The 17,274-nt window shown below is 32.9% G+C and carries 19 protein-coding genes and 1 riboswitch; of the genes, 2 read left to right on the plus strand and 17 right to left on the minus strand.

Going from position 1 to position 17,274, the window contains the following annotated elements; all coding sequences use genetic code 11:
* Window positions 1-44: 44 nt before the first annotated feature.
* A riboswitch (SAM riboswitch) is annotated at window positions 45-148 on the minus strand.
* Between the two features lie 112 nt (window positions 149-260).
* Both MY490_RS12110 and MY490_RS12115 read right to left on the minus strand, forming a co-directional pair.
* Entirely contained in the window at window positions 261-2,126 is a 1,866-nt protein-coding gene (locus MY490_RS12110) for a terpene cyclase/mutase family protein (RefSeq protein WP_248265950.1), read from the minus strand.
* Window position 2,127: 1 nt separating this feature from the next.
* A complete protein-coding gene (locus MY490_RS12115) occupies window positions 2,128-2,436 on the minus strand; it encodes a hypothetical protein (RefSeq protein WP_248265951.1) in 309 nt (102 codons plus the stop codon).
* A 216-nt stretch (window positions 2,437-2,652) separates the two neighbouring features.
* On the opposite strand from MY490_RS12115, the gene MY490_RS12120 reads away from it, so the two are divergent.
* Window positions 2,653-3,102 carry a hypothetical protein gene (locus tag MY490_RS12120; protein ID WP_248265952.1) on the plus strand — a complete coding sequence of 150 codons (450 nt, stop codon included), beginning with the start codon at window positions 2,653-2,655 and terminating at the stop codon, window positions 3,100-3,102.
* A gap of 240 nt (window positions 3,103-3,342) precedes the next feature.
* Here MY490_RS12120 and MY490_RS12125 read toward each other — a convergent pair whose 3' ends face one another.
* From MY490_RS12125 to mntA, 15 genes are all read right to left on the minus strand, one after another.
* Window positions 3,343-3,591, minus strand: a complete 249-nt coding sequence (locus tag MY490_RS12125) for a DUF3892 domain-containing protein (RefSeq protein WP_432707075.1) — start codon at window positions 3,589-3,591, stop codon at window positions 3,343-3,345.
* A gap of 291 nt (window positions 3,592-3,882) precedes the next feature.
* Window positions 3,883-4,587, minus strand: a complete 705-nt coding sequence (locus MY490_RS12130; RefSeq protein ID WP_248265954.1) for an HAD family hydrolase — start codon at window positions 4,585-4,587, stop codon at window positions 3,883-3,885.
* Window positions 4,588-4,871: 284 nt separating this feature from the next.
* Window positions 4,872-5,456 (minus strand): hypothetical protein, encoded by a 585-nt coding sequence (locus tag MY490_RS12135; protein WP_248265955.1) that lies wholly within the window; start codon window positions 5,454-5,456, stop codon window positions 4,872-4,874.
* 182 nt (window positions 5,457-5,638) lie between these two features.
* Complete coding sequence (locus tag MY490_RS12140) at window positions 5,639-5,818, minus strand: hypothetical protein (protein ID WP_248265956.1); 180 nt, start codon at window positions 5,816-5,818, stop codon at window positions 5,639-5,641.
* Window positions 5,819-5,973: 155 nt separating this feature from the next.
* A complete protein-coding gene (locus MY490_RS12145) occupies window positions 5,974-6,138 on the minus strand; it encodes a hypothetical protein (protein ID WP_248265957.1) in 165 nt (54 codons plus the stop codon).
* A gap of 470 nt (window positions 6,139-6,608) precedes the next feature.
* Window positions 6,609-7,949, minus strand: coding sequence for an MATE family efflux transporter (locus MY490_RS12150; protein WP_248265958.1), 1,341 nt, complete (start codon window positions 7,947-7,949; stop codon window positions 6,609-6,611).
* Between the two features lie 251 nt (window positions 7,950-8,200).
* Window positions 8,201-8,626 (minus strand): hypothetical protein, encoded by a 426-nt coding sequence (locus tag MY490_RS12155; RefSeq protein ID WP_248265959.1) that lies wholly within the window; start codon window positions 8,624-8,626, stop codon window positions 8,201-8,203.
* Window positions 8,627-8,730: 104 nt separating this feature from the next.
* Window positions 8,731-9,300: a dihydrofolate reductase family protein gene (locus MY490_RS12160; protein WP_248265960.1), complete on the minus strand. Its 570-nt coding sequence runs from the start codon at window positions 9,298-9,300 to the stop codon at window positions 8,731-8,733.
* A 279-nt stretch (window positions 9,301-9,579) separates the two neighbouring features.
* A complete protein-coding gene (gene hutG / locus MY490_RS12165) occupies window positions 9,580-10,539 on the minus strand; it encodes a formimidoylglutamase (protein WP_248265961.1) in 960 nt (319 codons plus the stop codon).
* Window positions 10,520-11,743, minus strand: a complete 1,224-nt coding sequence (hutI, locus tag MY490_RS12170; RefSeq protein WP_248269368.1) for an imidazolonepropionase — start codon at window positions 11,741-11,743, stop codon at window positions 10,520-10,522. The genes hutG and hutI overlap by 20 nt, the downstream gene beginning before the upstream one ends.
* A 54-nt stretch (window positions 11,744-11,797) precedes the next feature.
* Window positions 11,798-13,456 carry a urocanate hydratase gene (hutU, locus tag MY490_RS12175; protein WP_248265962.1) on the minus strand — a complete coding sequence of 553 codons (1,659 nt, stop codon included), beginning with the start codon at window positions 13,454-13,456 and terminating at the stop codon, window positions 11,798-11,800.
* A gap of 17 nt (window positions 13,457-13,473) precedes the next feature.
* A complete protein-coding gene (hutH, locus tag MY490_RS12180) occupies window positions 13,474-14,982 on the minus strand; it encodes a histidine ammonia-lyase (RefSeq protein ID WP_248265963.1) in 1,509 nt (502 codons plus the stop codon).
* Between the two features lie 104 nt (window positions 14,983-15,086).
* Window positions 15,087-15,518, minus strand: coding sequence for a histidine utilization transcription antiterminator HutP (hutP, locus tag MY490_RS12185; RefSeq protein WP_248265964.1), 432 nt, complete (start codon window positions 15,516-15,518; stop codon window positions 15,087-15,089).
* Window positions 15,519-15,731: 213 nt separating this feature from the next.
* Window positions 15,732-16,148 carry a type VII toxin-antitoxin system HepT family RNase toxin gene (gene hepT, locus MY490_RS12190; protein ID WP_248265965.1) on the minus strand — a complete coding sequence of 139 codons (417 nt, stop codon included), beginning with the start codon at window positions 16,146-16,148 and terminating at the stop codon, window positions 15,732-15,734.
* Window positions 16,141-16,545, minus strand: a complete 405-nt coding sequence (gene mntA / locus MY490_RS12195) for a type VII toxin-antitoxin system MntA family adenylyltransferase antitoxin (protein WP_248265966.1) — start codon at window positions 16,543-16,545, stop codon at window positions 16,141-16,143. The genes hepT and mntA overlap by 8 nt, the downstream gene beginning before the upstream one ends.
* Before the next feature lie 212 nt (window positions 16,546-16,757).
* Here mntA and MY490_RS12200 point away from each other — a divergent pair, with 212 nt between their 5' ends.
* On the plus strand, window positions 16,758-17,159 hold the full coding sequence (locus MY490_RS12200; RefSeq protein ID WP_248265967.1) for a hypothetical protein: 402 nt from the start codon (window positions 16,758-16,760) through the stop codon (window positions 17,157-17,159).
* Window positions 17,160-17,274: the final 115 nt, after the last annotated feature.

Here is a 17,274-nt window from a genome sequence, read left to right on the forward strand (position 1 = left end):
TTCTCTCAAAAAAAATGAGAGAATGACGTTTAAGTACAGATCACGCCTTATCTCTCATGTTTTAAACATGCTGGATTTAGCACTTTTTAGCTTTCGCTAAAGTTGCCGGGTTTCAAAGGGCCAGTCCCTCCACCACTCTCGATAAGGATTATTTAGTTATATTCAATATAAAACAGTTTACTATATTTATATGATAAAGAAAAGACATTTATGGAAAGATTTCCAAAAATAAATTTATTTTGTTTACATAATAGTATTATTTAACTATTTTTATAGTGTGCTAGTGCTAATAGCGGATAAATTTCATTATAGCTATGATAGTCAATATAAAACTGACCAGGTAATCCTAATCCAGTTGGATAAGTTAATGCTTTATTTGATAATTCACTTTGAGTAGTTAAAAATTTTATCCCTTTTCTAATTACTTCATCTTCTTTATTACGAATTGAAAGTAAAGTATCAACTGCCCACGCAGTTTGACTAGGTGTACTATATTTTAAAGGAACATATTTATTTTTAACAGGTGAAAGTCCTGACTCTCCCCAACCTCCGTCTTCATTTTGAATACTAACTAACCATTTCTCAGCTTTTTTAATTGCCTCATGATTTTTACGAATTCCCACGGCTCTGAGACCTGTAATTGCTGCCCAAGTCCCATAAATATAACAAATACCCCATCTACCATACCAACTACCATTTGATTTTTGGTTTTTTAAAAGCCAATTAACCGTCTTTTGCACAATCAGATCATCATTTGAAATCGTCGTATAGTGTCCAATAAATTCTAAAATACGTCCTGTTAGATCCGCAGTTGAAGGATCAATGATTGCATCTTTAGCATTTTCAATTGGTAAAAATGTTAACCACTTATTCGTTACATTTTTTTCGAAAGCTCCCCAACCACCATCATCATTTTGAAGTCCAAGTAAAAAATGAACTCCCCTTAACCAACTTTCATGAATTGTGGAGTGATCCAAAGCATTTCTACTTAATGCCCTTAAAACTGCACCAGTATCATCATTATCTGGAATAAAAGAATTAACATCAGAAAAGCCCCAACCACCAGGACTTAAATTTTTAGCATGAACCTTCCAGTCACCATTCATATTTTGCTGTTTCTTAATTAGGTAGTTTATTGACTTCGAAACAATCGGATCAGTTACCTGGTAACCAGCTTCTTGAATTGCATATGACAATAATGCCGTATCCCAAACTTTTGATGGCGAATTTTGAATATGAAGTCCCGCTTCAGTATCGGCTGCATATGAAAGAAGTCCTTGTAGAGCATTTTGAATAACAGATGAAGTAGATTCATAGCCTAAAGCCATTAAAGCATAAATCATATAAAACGTAGAACTAGCATAGCTATAAAAAGTTCCATTTGTTTCAATACGATCCAAAATAAATCTTTCAGCCTTTTCATATCCTTTCTGGTGAAAATAGAGAGGATATGAAGCTAGCTTCTTACCTTCCTCAAGTAAAAATTGATAAAAACTTCCTCGCTCTTCGTAAAACCATTCTACCTCACTTGTTTCCATAAGATGATCGATAGTTAGATCGTCATCCAATTTAACTTTAAATCGCTTATTTATACAAAGTATCATTGGAACTAAATGAACTCTAGCATAATTACTTAAATCAAATAAACTTAACGGCATTTTTTCCGGCAGCAAAAAATAGCTCATTGGAAAGTAAAATAATTTAGGATACTCAATCAAACCATGAGTAGCCAGAATCATTTTTAACATAAAATGCGTTTTTTTAATACCACCGTTTTCACGGATAAATTTTTCAGCTTTCTTCATACTTGAGTGTTCTTTTGTATACTTTTTTGAGATTAATAAAGCTATGTAAGCTTGTACTGTTGCATTTAAGTTCCCATCTTTTTCATCCTCGTATAGTTTCCAAGCCCCATTCGGATGTTGAAGATTGATGATACGATCAATAATCCCATCAAACACCTTTTGATTTTTGTATTCAAGATCATTCATTAATAAAATCATAAAACTATCCGTAATTAATGAACCTTCAAAACAAAATTCCCAAGAACCATCTTCATCTTGTTTTAATCTTAGACGTTTGATCCGCTCTTCAATATTTCGTAAAACAATATTTTCGAGGTCCATTTTACCACCTCAGTTCATTTTTTTCTGCCTGATGGTATTTTTCCATTCTTGTTGAATGCTCAATTTCAATTTCTTCAAGTTCATCACTATCTTCTGATACCTCGATTTCTATTTTTTTACTAAAATAAACAATTGACATTATAAATGCTAAAAGGCTAAACGGTAAAACAATAATTTGAAATCCGAACCAAGTAAATGAATGTAAAATATGAAAATAGCTACCTAGTAACAAGCAATAAGTAAGTAATAACAGGTCAATAACAATTACACCGCAAAATGATTTTACTATTTTTATTAAAAAAGGATTCAACTAGATCACACTCCATTACTAATCTATGATTTAAATGTGAAATAATGAATTATTCTGTGTAATTAGTACCTGTTACTTGGAAAAAACAGCAATTTATAGTGGGAATTTCAAACTTTTACTCTAAAGTATTTAAATTGTAAATCTATTAAATGTCTAATCAGAAACTATTAAAAGTGAATAAAGTGAGAGTAATGATAGAAAGGAGTGTTTTTTACGATGGCAGCAGAATTTGAAGATTTCAAAGCATTAAAAGAAGAAATTCAAGGGGTGCTTGCAGCAGCTAATCAAGATGGTTCAATCCATTTTAATTTTTTCAACATTGAAATTAAAGAGAATCGAATCCAGGTCGAACAAAGAGCAGAAGGCGGAGGACAAATTAATCGAAATGTTGGAATGAACGCAAATCAAGGTGGACAAAATGCTAGAGACAATAGCCAAACGTCAAATGATCGTTCACAATTTGCAGATGGAAATGGTAGAAGCGGTATTGCTGGAAGAGATAATGATGAATTAGGCGGACAACAAGGAATTAAAATTAGAGACAGCAAAATCAAAAAAAGCAAAATCAGAACAGATTCCGAACACAACGAAGGCGCTGGAACTGAAGAAGCAAACGGCGAACAATTTCAATTACCAAGATTAAATAGACTTAATCGAACTGAATAAGTAACTTCCCCACTTACAGACTTATATTTTTAAAGTTTGGACAAGCTATACTAAGATTTAAATAGAAGAACCTCATCATGATTGAGAATGTTGATATTTTAAATCTATTTGCAATTTTATGTTCACTCTCTTTCTTTTGACTTCAATTACTTTCATTGACGAAAAATGAGTAGATCTAATAAAAAACCCACGAGGAAAATTCCTAGTGGGTTTACTTCATTTTTTATATGCTTTTTAGTCTTAAAATTCAGGCAAATTACTTAAATTATTCTCTGCTATACCATCCGGTTCACTTCTGAGGATGTCACGACCATACTTATGGATTACATCTACATGTGCTAAATTCCCACTTTTTGCTTCCTGCAAAGCTTGAAGATAATCTAGATCACGATTAAAACTTGTTCTGAAACCAATTAAATCACCATCTTCATTTTTACGAACAGCAACAATATGTTCCTTGTCCTGATTTACTGATTCCTCTACCATCATTTGTTCGTCATCACTTTGATTTCTATACATTTCATATGCTTCTTCAAATCGATCTTGAGTCACTTTTGCATCCTCCTTTTATCATTAGTTTTGCCATTGATGGAGGATGTAAAACTTATCTATCAAAATGTTAGTTCAGTTATTCATACAAATGAAACAAAGGATGATCGTGTAATGATCATCCTCCTTTTGTGGTTGAGCTAATCCATACGTAAGATCAACAAAATGATAAAGTTTAACAAGGAGAGTTGTTAATTGAATTGAACGATCAATAAAGACTAAAAACCCTCTTTACAGTTTTACCAAATTACCAAATAAAAGTAATTTTATCTCGACCAATGATTTAATACTATCTATTCTGTGATTATGTTCAATTTCATCATAAGACCATGAATCTCTAATAATATGAATTGCTTTCATCCCTGCATCTAAAGCAGGTACAATGTCACTTCTAAGAGAGTTCCCAATCATAACTGGATTCGTTAATTTTTCATTTAACTCAACATAGGTATTTATATCTTTTTTACTTGTAATAAATACGTTATCAAAATGATGCAATAATCCAGTATCCATTACTCGCTTTGTTTGTACGTCTTTTTCACCTAAAGTCAATATAGTCATACTTGCTACATCTTTGTGATTTGATAATTCTTCTATAATAAACGTGTCATTTTGCAGTGGAATATTTACTTTAAATATCGTTTTTGCTAATGAGAGTAATTGATCATTGACAATACTTGATATCTCTATATTAAATCGTGTTGCCAATAAATCTAAAGTTGATTCCCATGCATAAGGATATCGCGCTTTAGTGAAACCCATTTCTTTTATTAGTTCTAGATCAATTTTGTTAAAAACTTCTTTAATGTCATTTATTATTACTTTTTCATCTAGCGCTTGATGTACTAAATTCGAACATAAATCTATATTATGCCCAAATGCGGCTTGGGTTTGAATTAATGTATCGTCTAAATCAAAAACTAAATCATATTTCATAATTAATTTATCTCACTTTCCAACTGAAGCATATAGTTATTAATATTCACAAACGCCTATTATTCGGCTTTACTAATTATATATGCTAATTTGCTAAGTGTCCTTAATTTATTGATAAAATAATATAAAACTGATTTTTTATCTTTGTTTCAAATAACTCAATTTGTTATGTACGTTTGTTTAATATATATCCCTTAATCTTCCGTCATCATAAAAACATTGATTAAAACTTCTTCAATATTATTAATCATCTAGTACCTTCCTCGTAGTTGCATAAGAATAACTTAATTATGAATTTTTTTATCGTAAGTTTCTGCAACAAACTCATAATCTAAATCATCTTTTTTTATAAATATTGTTTTTAAGGGATATCTAGTTTTTGCACAAACAATATCAACTTCTACAAGATTAAACCCCACATTATAAGCATCATTTACGTCAATTCCACCTGTAAGAAAATATACTCCATCTCCAAATGATTTGAATATAAGTACCTTTTCACCCAAGTTATTCTTGTCCATATCAACCCATACATCAGTTACTAGCCCTTTAAAAGTAGTGTATTTTGGAACACACTCAATATGATTTATCCCTTTATAGCTACTTAATGAATACATATAGATATGAGTTTCATTATGATTTACCTCAATTCCATATTTAAAAGCAAATGTCTTATAAACCATCTCATAAAATAATGGCATTATAATATCGTCCCATGCATTATATGCAAAAGCATGAATTGGAATTAAATGTGGGTATAAACTAACTATTGCATTTTGGAAGTTTAATAAAATTGTTGAATCCGAAATTTCTTGTAATTCATCATCTATTTCATGATTGTTAGTTTTAATCTTTCTTTTATCAATCACAAGATTCACTCCTTTATTAGATATCATTTACAATTCTATCAATTATATTACTTTTCCTAATTCAACTAAACTGGCATTTAGCTTCATAAGAAAAACGATCCTTCGTTATTGAAGAATCGCATTAGTTAGTTAGTTGAATAAGAAAAATTAATTTTTTTTATTCCATTAAACATAATAGAGCATCACTTTCCAGTTATATAGAAATAAAGTGCAATAAAATAGATACTTATGTGTAAAATGGCATAAATTTTGAACATCATATTTAAACAGCCTTTATCTTTCCAACAAAAAATAAGATATCCTAAACCCATTAATGACACAATAATATATAATGGTGCAACTGCAAGATGTGAAAAGTTCATATTATTCTCCTAAATTATCTTTTACAGTTCTTAGCTGCCGAAGCAACCGAAAGTAGTTTTAAAAAACCACTCTTAATAAAAACAATATATTATTGAACTATTGCATTAGTTAGTTGCATAAGATCAAAAAGTATTTTTACTAAATTATAAGAACTTTATTTGTATTCAACGCTTCTCAGATAGTTTTCACTTGAAGGTCGCATAGTAACTACACCTAATAATAGTGCTAAAAATAGCATAATAAAACTACCTGCAATTACTGATATTTTAACCGATACATAGTGAGTAGAAAATCCGATTAGTATGGTTGAAATTATCACCAATATTGCCTCTACAAATCCATAGATACTTCCAACTCTTCCCATTATCTTAACATTTACGTTGATTGGTAAAATGTATCAAATCCTGCGGTCTTTTCATTTAATAGAAGAGTAAGGTGTACAAGCGTAACAAGTAAGGAAACCAAATGCCGATGTAGGGAGTCGGATAGCAGTGTAGTAACTATGAAGTTGGGTAATGCCGATGGAGGAAAGACTGCTACCAAAGTATCCCCCTTAATAAGGACACATTTACTACACACAGAGGTAGAATAAATGGAAACAAAACTTTTAAGGATAGCAGAATAGTAAAGTCTGATTGAAATCAGCTGAGTTCTGTGAATGATAAGTTGGAGGAGCCGTGTGCGTTAATAGCGCAAGCACGGTGCTGAGAGGGGATGGAGTTCGATTTACCATAAGGTAAAAAGACTCCTTTCTACTCGACTAGTTGCATAAGAATTGTCATAAATTGGTTACTCTAAATCCCTAATAACATGTCTCCTTTTTCGATACAACACAAATAGTCCAGCTCGTAAAGCATTGTCAGCAGCAATCGAAATCCATACAGCGGGCAAACCAAATCCAAGTTTCCATGCAAATACATAAACTCCCAAAGTACGGACGACCCATATACCAATCATCGTAACAAACATGGGGAATTTACTGTTCCCACCAGCTTGCACGACAGAGGTATCAACTAAAACTGACGCTAAAAATGGCTGTGAAATTAGATCAATGAATAATATAATTTTTAATAAATGAATTACCTTTTCATTGTGCGTAAACAATTGACCTATCCAAGGGCTAAAAACAGCTAAAATAGCCGTTACAACAGTCATTGAAATAGCTGATTGAATGTAACTCCATTTCCGATATTCCCTTACATCTGAGAGCTTATTTTCCCCAATAGCCTGACCAATAAGAGTGCTAGCTGCTATCGCAAACCCTGCACCAATCGTAGAAGCAAATGTTGTTAATGTACCAGCAATATTATGCGTAGCATACACTTCTACTCCCATGCGTACAATTAAGCCAAAGTAGACAACTTGCCCTAATCGCATGGATAATCTCTCTAAAGTCGCAGGTACTGCATATTTAATCATGCTACCCGCCAAGCTTCCAATTAATTTAACATCACTGATTTTTAAAGCAATCGATGGAATTTGCTGGGATTTGATGAAAAGACGAATAAAGCCATATATCCTTGCTAAAATCATTGCTACGGCTGCACCAGTTAATCCGAGTCCATGAAATGAACCTGCGCCAAAGATTAAAATGTAATCAAGGATCACATGAACAATGTTCATTTCTAATCCAACACGTAAAGGCGTCATAGTATCACCGATTGCACGAAATGAAGCAGATTGAGCTGTAAACAATGCAATAAATGGGGTTAGCCCAAGAACCACTTTAAAATAGGTTAAAGCTGTATCCTTTAGTACTTCGTTTGCACCAGCCAAATCTAACAAAGGGTTTGCAAAAGCTACAGAAGCAACCGAAAAAAGGCATCCTATAAGAACGGATATAAACAGTCCATGAAATATAACTGACTTGCTTCGCTCTTGATCTTTTGCACCAAAAGCTCTCGATAAAAAGATTGAAAGCGTAGCTGATATCGCTGCAAACACACCAACATACGTCATACTATAGATATTCGTTACACCTACTGCGTTAATCGCTAACAGACCCAGTCTTGCGATAAAAAAGGCATCGACGACTCCAAGTAAACTTTGTAAATATGATTCTCCAATGGCTGGTAACGCAATACTGAGAACTTTTTTTGCTTTACTCGGAACTTGCATTGTGAATCCCATCTTTCTTCTCCAATTATATCAATTAAAAAGCACCAAAGAATATTGCTGAAATGATACCAACTAAACAATTAATAAAATGTCCAACTTTTTCATAAAATCATCCTTTTTTCAATCGTTATTTTCGATTAATTATATCATTCCTTATTGAACTAAACTGCCATTTAGCTCAATAAAAAGATTGGCTATAAAGCTGATCCTGTTGTTCAATTAATGCATTGCTTTAGTTGAATAAGAATTAAAATATTTTTTATTCAGAACCGATTTTCACCTTTTACTAACAAACGCTTAAAATAATTAATTACAAATTTTTTATAAACATTTTCTAGTTTTTTTGAAAAAAGAGTTCCAAATTCTAAAGTTTCCCAGTGTTCACCATGTTTTTCTTCTAATGCCAACAACATAGAGGATAATACATCATTTTCGAATGGCATTTTTTTAATTTCAGGAATTGTAGTTAATTCTTTAATAAAGTTGTATACTCTGTCATCTCTTCGCATTTCATCAAGCATATCTTGGACTTCACAGCATAAGGCTACTAGAGAACCTTGTCTTAACATTTCAACTTCTTCAATAAAACCATTCATTCGTTCGTCGATTATCTCAACTAATATAAATTTTTCATAATTAACTGTTTCAAAATCAATATTATGTCCAAATCCTCTATAGCTTCTAATCATATCTTGGTACATCCCAGAAAATATTTTTTATAGTTTCTCTGCATTCATGATAGTTTTCAGTATGTAGTTGAAAAAAGTTGTACATTATATCCCCCCTAACAAACTTACTCTTCATTCAAATGATAGATTACCTGAACAACTCCAGAAGAAAAGGTTTTTGTTTTCATCATGCTTATATTCTTTCTCTCTTTTATGTCAACAAACAATGGTTTTCCTTCTCCCAATATAACTGGATGAATTGATAGTCTAAATTCATCTACTAGCCCTAAATTTATAAATGATGTAATAAGACTTGATCCGCCATATAACCAGATGTCTTTACCGGGGTTTCCCTTCAATTTATTTACTTCTTCAGTTATATTTTCGTTTATAAATGTTGCATTATTTTCATCTTTTGATTGAGTTCTGGAAAACACATATTTTTCCTTGCTATGTATTAAATTCCACATTTCTTTATCAGATTCAGAGTCATCTATATTTGGAGTATAATTTCCCCACAAATCATAGCTTTTTCGACCATATAAAATCGTATCAATTTGATTCAAGAAATTTGTGAATTCCATTTCAGGATCCATTATGCACCAATCAATTTCTCCGTTTTTCCCTTCTATAAAACCATCTAATGTAACCGCTAGATCTAAAATTATTTTTCTTTGTTTTATGCTTTTTGACAAAACAACTCCTCCTAATTCGTTTAGACATTTTATTAATCTGGTACTTCTCACTATTAACGAATATTTGTTCTTATTTTGATTATAGCAAGCATGCTTGGTGCGATCAAATATCGATATTTTGGTTTGGATGAACTAAAAACCTCATGATTCTCTATTTTAGAACGTATATTCTAGTTTATTTGCTCTCCGGGAGTCCTTATTAGCTCCTCACCCTTTATTTACACCCCTACATTAAAAAGCAAAAAAACCCGCAAACATTTAAGTTTACGAGTTTCATATTTACTTATTTATCAGTTTAACCTTCTCAACAAGAAAGTTTAAAATAACATGTGCTGCGATTCGGCTTGTCATGTCACGGAAATCGATTGTTGGGTCTAGCTCAACGATATCCATTCCACAAACTTTAGGATGTGATGCAAGATAACAGATGCCATCTAATAGAGTTTGACTGTCCATTCCTCCAGGTCCAATTGCTGGGCAACCAGGAGCGAAGGCTTGGTCTAATACGTCCATATCTAGACTAATGTATATTGCATCTACTTTGTCTACTAAATGGTTGATGCTCTCTTTAATAATTTTTGAGATTCCTAATTCGCGAACATCGCGCATTGAGTAGATTGTTACTCCGTTATTAACACCGAATTCCGTGTATGGAGCACTATTTGAGAAATTTCTAATTCCAATCTGAACTAAGTGTTCACCTTTTAGAATCCCTTCGTCAATCAAGCTACGGAAAGGAGTACCGTTTGAACGTCCACCATCTTCAGTATTTCTTAAGTCATGATGAGCATCAAATTGGATAACTCCTACTGTTCCTCGTTCTTTTGCAAAAGCTGAAATGCTTGGGAAACTAATTCCATGATCCCCACCTAAAATGATTGGCATCGTTTCTTTGTATTGACCTAGCAATTCAGAAATTGTCGATTTAATTCGATTTCTAGACTCTTCAAAATCAGTCACATGCATCGTAATATCTCCAAAATCAGTTACCTTGTAGTCTTTTAAATCAATTTGGTCTTCAATATGATAAGTACTGTAGCTACTTAGCATTTTTCGAATTGAAGCAGGTGCGAAGCTTGCACCTGAATGACTAATAGAAGTTTTAGATAATGGTACACCTATAATTGAGAAATTTGATGCTTCTATTCCATTCCATGTAGAGATGATTTCATTTGCTTTTGTTACTTTTGAATCAATGAAAATTGCATCTCCTGCTTTTTTAAGATGTGATAGCGACATCGTGTTCACCCCTACTTACTACTAATTTACCATTCTTAAATACTGATTCTACATGATTTACACCAAAATGGTAAGGTACATAAGTATAGTTTGGTACATTCCAAATAACGACATCTGCCTTACGACCAATTTTTAGTTTACCAGCTTGGTCTCCACGATTAATTGCGTATGATGAGTTAATCGTAACAGCATTCCAAATTTCCTCAGGTGTCATTTTTAGTTTTAGCATTGCGATTGTCATGATTAATTGTAAATTTTCAGTTGGGCAGCTACCTGGATTAAAATCAGTTGCTAAAGAAACTGCTACGTTATTTTCAATCATCGCTCTTGCAGGTGCAAATTCAGGTTTATTTAAATAGAAAGTAGTTCCCGGTAAAATGACACCGATTGTGTTGCTCTTACCAAGCATTTCTACACCTTTTTCAGATGCTCCACATAGATGATCAGCAGAAATAGCGCCAATTTCAGCTGCCATTTCAGTGCCACCTAGAGGATCAATTTCATCTGCATGAATTTTAACATGAAAGCCTTGTTCTTTTGCTTTTAGTAAAAATTCTCTTGATTGTTCTACTGAAAATACACCTGTTTCAGCGAATACATCTACAAATTCAGCAAGTTCTTCTTCTTTAATAACATCTAATAAAGAAAGCATTTTTTCTAAGAAAGCTTCTTCATTCCCTTTATACTCCTTAGGTACTGCATGCGCACCTAAGAAAGTTGAAACTAAATCAATCTCATGCTCAGCTTGTAATTCCTTCGCAACTCGAAGTTGTTTTAATTCAGTTTCTTCATCAAGTCCATAACCACTTTTTGCTTCAACTGTTGTTACACCGAATGAAAGCATTTTGTTTAAGTGATGAATCGTTTTCTTTTTTAAATCGTCATGAGAAGCTAATTTAGTTTGACCTACAGTAGAATGGATCCCGCCACCCATTTCTAATATTTCTAAATAAGAAGCACCTTGTAATTTCAAACTAACTTCATGCTCACGTGATCCTCCAAAGACCACGTGAGTATGAGGGTCAACTAAACCTGGAGTGACTAGTTTTCCCTGGCAATCAATAACTTCATTTGCATTAATTTTCTGTTCGTTCATTTGTCCGATATAAATAATTTGTCCATCTTTCCATGCAATTTCTGCATTTTCTAGAACAGGAAGATTACTCATGTCTTCTCCATGAATTGGACCATCACCATGATCCATCGTTAATAATTGACCAATATTTGTTAATAGAATATCTGCTTTCAATTCTAACACCTACTTCATCATTGGGATGTTTACGCCTTTTGCTTTCGCAGTTTCAACAGCTAAATCATAACCTGCATCAACGTGACGAACTACACCCATTCCTGGATCTGAAGTTAATACTCTTTCGATACGTTTTGCCGCTGCATCAGTACCGTCAGCAACGATTACCATACCAGCATGTAAAGAGTAACCCATGCCTACTCCACCACCGTGGTGTACACTTACCCAACTTGCACCATTTACACCATTAATAAGTGCATTTAAGATTGGCCAGTCAGCTACTGCATCACTGCCATCTTTCATGCTTTCTGTTTCACGATTTGGAGATGCCACTGATCCACAATCTAAATGGTCACGCCCGATTACGATTGGAGCTTTTAATTCGCCATTTTTAACCATTTCGTTAATAATTTTACCGAATTTAGCACGTTCACCGTAGCCTAACCAGCAAATACGTGATGGTAAACCTTGGAATGCAACCTTTTCACGAGCCATACGGATCCAGTTACATAAATGCTCGTTATCAGCAAATTCACGTAAAATGACTTCATCTGTTTTATAAATATCTTCTGGATCACCAGAAAGTGCTACCCAACGGAAAGGCCCTTTACCTTCACAGAATAATGGACGAATAAATGCAGGTACGAAACCAGGGAAGTCAAATGCATTTTTAACGCCTTCATCTAAAGCAACTTGACGAATATTATTACCGTAGTCAAATGCGATTGCACCACGTTGTTGCATCGCTAAAATTGCTTCAACATGAACTGCCATACTATGTTTTGCACGTTTAATTACTTCATCTGGATTTTCAATACGAAGTTTCTTTCCTTCTTCCATCGTCATTCCGATCGGTAAATAACCATTTAATGGATCATGTGCTGAAGTTTGGTCAGTAATTAAATCTGGTACAAAATTACGTTCAACTAATTGAGGTAAAATTTCAGCAGCATTACCTACTAAACCGATTGCTAAAGCTCTTCCTTCATTTTTAGCTTCACTTGCAAGTTGTAAAGCTTCCTCTAAATCGTGAGTTAATACATCACAATATCTAGTGTCAATACGACGTTGAATTCTAGTTTCATCTACATCAATACCGATTACAACTCCACCATTCATTGTAACAGCTAGAGGTTGAGCTCCACCCATACCACCAAGACCCGCAGTAATTGTAATTGTACCTTTTAAGCTTCCACCGAAATGTTGTTTAGCAGCTTCACCAAATGTTTCATAAGTACCTTGTAAAATCCCTTGAGTACCGATGTAAATCCAGCTACCAGCAGTCATTTGACCGTACATCATTAATCCTTTTTCATCTAATTCACGGAAGTGTTCCCAAGTTGCCCATTTTGGAACTAAGTTTGAGTTTGCTAATAAAACTCTTGGTGCATCTTCGTGAGATTTAAAAACTGCAACTGGTTTACCTGATTGAACTAATAAAGTTTCATCGCTCTCTAATTTCTTTAATGATTCAATAATTGCATCAAAGCTTTCCCAGTTTCTTGCTGCTTTACCGATTCCACCGTATACAACTAAATCTTCTGGTCTTTCTGCAACTTCTTCGTCTAAGTTGTTTAATAACATACGAAGTGCTGCTTCTTGAATCCAACCTTTAGTGTTTAATTCCGTACCTCTTGGCGCTTTTAAAGATCCTTTTGTGATTTCCATTTTATTTCCACCTCTTCTTATAATTGTGTTTGTTTAGTATAGTTTTTTGCGATGAAATTTTCTTTTAAATAAGTTGTTAATTTTTCAATGTCTTTTGAGAATACGCGATCTCTAGTAATTGATGGAACAGTTTTACGAGCATCTTCCATAAACTTTCTAGTTGTCTCAGACATTTTTTCAATTCCTTTATATTCAACACCTTGCATTGCACAAATACATTCGATAGCTAAAACTCTTCTAGCGTTTTGTAGAATTTGGTATGCATGACGTGCACCGATTGTACCCATACTTACATGGTCTTCTTGGTTTGCAGAAGAAGGAATTGAATCAACACTTGCTGGATGTGCTAATGTTTTATTTTCAGAAACTAAAGCAGCGGCCACATATTGCATAATCATTGCACCAGACTGTAATCCTGGTTCTGGACTTAAAAATGGTGGTAAATCATTTAATTGTGGGTTAACTAAACGCTCAATGCGTCTTTCTGAAATATTCGCTAACTCAGCAACACCTAATTTAAAGAAGTCCATTGCAAATGCGATTGGTTGACCATGGAAATTCCCACCAGAGAATACATCATCACCGAATAATAATGGATTATCAGTAGCTGCATTCATTTCGATTTCTAATTTTTCTTTTGCATAGTTCAGAACTTGCCAGCTTGCTCCATGAACTTGAGGGATACATCTTAATGTATAAGCGTCTTGTACTCGGATTTCACCTTGTCTTGTCGTTAATTGACTTGTTGCTAAAATATTGCGGTAACGTTCTGCTACTTCAATTTGTTCTTTATATCCACGAGCAATATGAATTCTTTCATCAAAAACATCTGTGATGCCATTTAATGCTTCAAATGTAATAGAAGAAATTAATTCACTTTGATAAGCTAATTCTTCACCTTCAAGATAAGTAAGAATGCCCATTGCTGTCATTGCTTGAGTACCATTAATTAAAGCTAAACCTTCTTTAGCTTCTAGTGTAATTGGTAAAATCCCTTCTTTTGCTAAAGCTTCTGCTGTTTCCATACGCTTTCCTTTATAGAAAACTTCACCCTCACCAAGTAAAACTAGCGCTAAGTGAGATAAAGGAGCTAAGTCTCCGCTTGCACCTAATGATCCTTGAGAAGGGATAACTGGGTGAATTTGAGCATTAATTAATGAAAGTAATTTTTCAACAACTACTAAACGAACACCAGAGTGACCTTTTAACATTGTATTTGCACGTAGTACTAACATTGCTCTTGAAACTAATTCAGGGAACGGTTCACCAACACCACATGCATGAGAAGCAATTAAGTTATATTGAAGAGTTGAAACATTTTCTTTTTCAATTAATACATCACTAAATTTTCCAAAACCAGTTGTGATACCATAAACGACTTTGCCATTATTTACGATTTCTTCAACCTTTTCTCTACAAGCTTTTACTGCAACTAAGCTCTCTTCACTTGCTTTTACATATGCCTTATCGAATAAAATATTTTTCATTTGTTCCATTGTTAAGCTATTACCAGTTAAAGTTACCATTAAAAACACCTCCGAATTTTGTCAAAAAACACAGAAAGAGGCTATGAGACGTAAATATAAACTTACGAATCATAGCCCCCTATCATCTAATAAACTATGGGCGATTATATGTGATTAATGCCGAGTCCTGCTGATTCATGCTCCGATCCTTTAATTGGAGCACCAATCGTTCCGTATAGTGCAACTGCTATCCAGTCACCCTCGTTCACGTTTTTATAAGGCTTTCCTCTAACAACAGCAAATCTAAGTCCTACTGTTCTAAGAACATCACCTAATTGGACATGACCTCTTGTTACACCTTGAATTGCTTCAAGTGTTGCATGATATAATGAATGAACTTCTCTATATAGAGCTCCATTGATTACACCATTTTGTTTGGCAGCGGTTTCAATCGCAGCAACGACCTTCTGAGCATCCATTGTACCGACCTTACCTACACACCATACAAGGTTTTCATTTTTCATTAATTCTTCTTCATGATCGGTCAAAGCAAGCATCATAGCTGTTCGACCAATTCGTTGACTTTGCTCTGCCATATCGCTAATACCTCTTACTTACTTTCTCTAATAAACTAGTATCTGATTACATTATATGCCAACAATTAGTAAACTTCAATATTTTCAGATTATTATTTTTAAAAAATATTTTTTTATTAAAACTTGTTGTAATATTCGAAATATTAATCATTTAATTATTATTTAAGAAAACTGCCCTAAAAACATCAATTCATTATAAAAATATTTTTACAGTTAGTACGTTGTCTGCAATTTAATGACATGATGGGTATATTTTTTAAGATCAATAAGATGATTCTCAATAATTTTTTCTACTATTTCAAGGTTTACACTTTGATAATCATGTACAGCTATATTTCGAAATCCTACCATTGCCTTTAATTTCATTGAAAGTTCTTGATCAAGCAGTGAATTTGCTACTAATAAATCAAATGAATCTCGACTTGATTGTGGAATTCCTAATTTTTTTTCTGAAACTAAATGCATAGCTAAATCAATACAAGCTTCACATGCTCTTTGTATATTTAGAATAATGGAATCCTGTTTGGTAAAATCATTCAAATTAGAAGGATTATTATCATAAACCTCATTTATTCTTTTAATACAACGTTCTATTGTTGAAATTTTATTCAAAATCACTTGATTATTCATAAATAGAACCTCTTTCTTTAATTTTATCTAAAATTTCTTTACGTTCTTCATTTAACTTGGCAAACATTTTCAGAGTTTTCATTTCAAAAATTACTCTTCGAAAATCATCTGAACAATAAATCACTTTACCACTATGTATAATTTCAGCTTGGAATACAGTTGAAGCATGATTCAAATCAATTAAATCGACATTCATATTTAATAAGTTTGCAATTTCTTGAGAGAATAAAAATCTTTCATAATTGCTTAATTCCGTATCACTAAGATATGCAATATCCAAATCACTATCAGGTCGCATTCGATTTTGTGCTGCAGAACCAAACAAGAATATAGTATATGGATTAATTTTTCCAATTAACATTTCAGTAATTTTTTGCAGATTTTCATGAGGAACCATACAGATTTACCCCCTAAAAAATGTAATTAATATTGATTTATTGTATCATATTTTTACACCTCAAAAAACTTTGAGTTGATCATTAAAGTATTGCCGATGCCGTATCCGCCCCACTTACAGACGCCTCTCCTAGATTATGTTTTTTATTTTTTTAATTATTTTGGTTCTTCTTTACAATATATAATTGTATTAAACAAAAAGCTGTTTACAATTTGTTATATCATACTTTGTTTGAAACGACATCTGTAAATACCTATGTCTTAGGAATTTTAGATGTTAATTATAAAAATACTAAAGTTCAAGAATTTTTATCGAGCAAAACAATTCAAAAATTTAGTTTCGTGTCCCATATAAACTCAGAAACTAAAAATAAGTTTTTAAATGAATTTACTAGAATTCAAAAAATTTTAGTAGAAAAAGAAAATGAAGAAGCAAGAACTAAACACCAATCACAAAAATCTTACCCAATTTCAGCTAATCGTTCATCTTCTCACAAAAAATCAGATGATGGGCATTTTTCACAAAATCACTTCGCACTTTTAAAAAAAATTCCACCAAGAAGAGAATTAGCCGATCCAAAGGCTTTCTGTCATCTTTGTGGAATGGTTAACTAGCAAAAAAATTTACTAAAATAGAATCTAATTTAAGTTAAATGAATTAAAAAAATTCATAACAAATATATTATCAAGTTTCCATATCATCCAGATTTTTTATATCTCTATCTGTTTA

The sequence above is a fragment of the Gottfriedia acidiceleris genome, from assembly GCF_023115465.1.
Lineage (GTDB): Bacteria > Bacillota > Bacilli > Bacillales > Bacillaceae_G > Gottfriedia > Gottfriedia acidiceleris_B.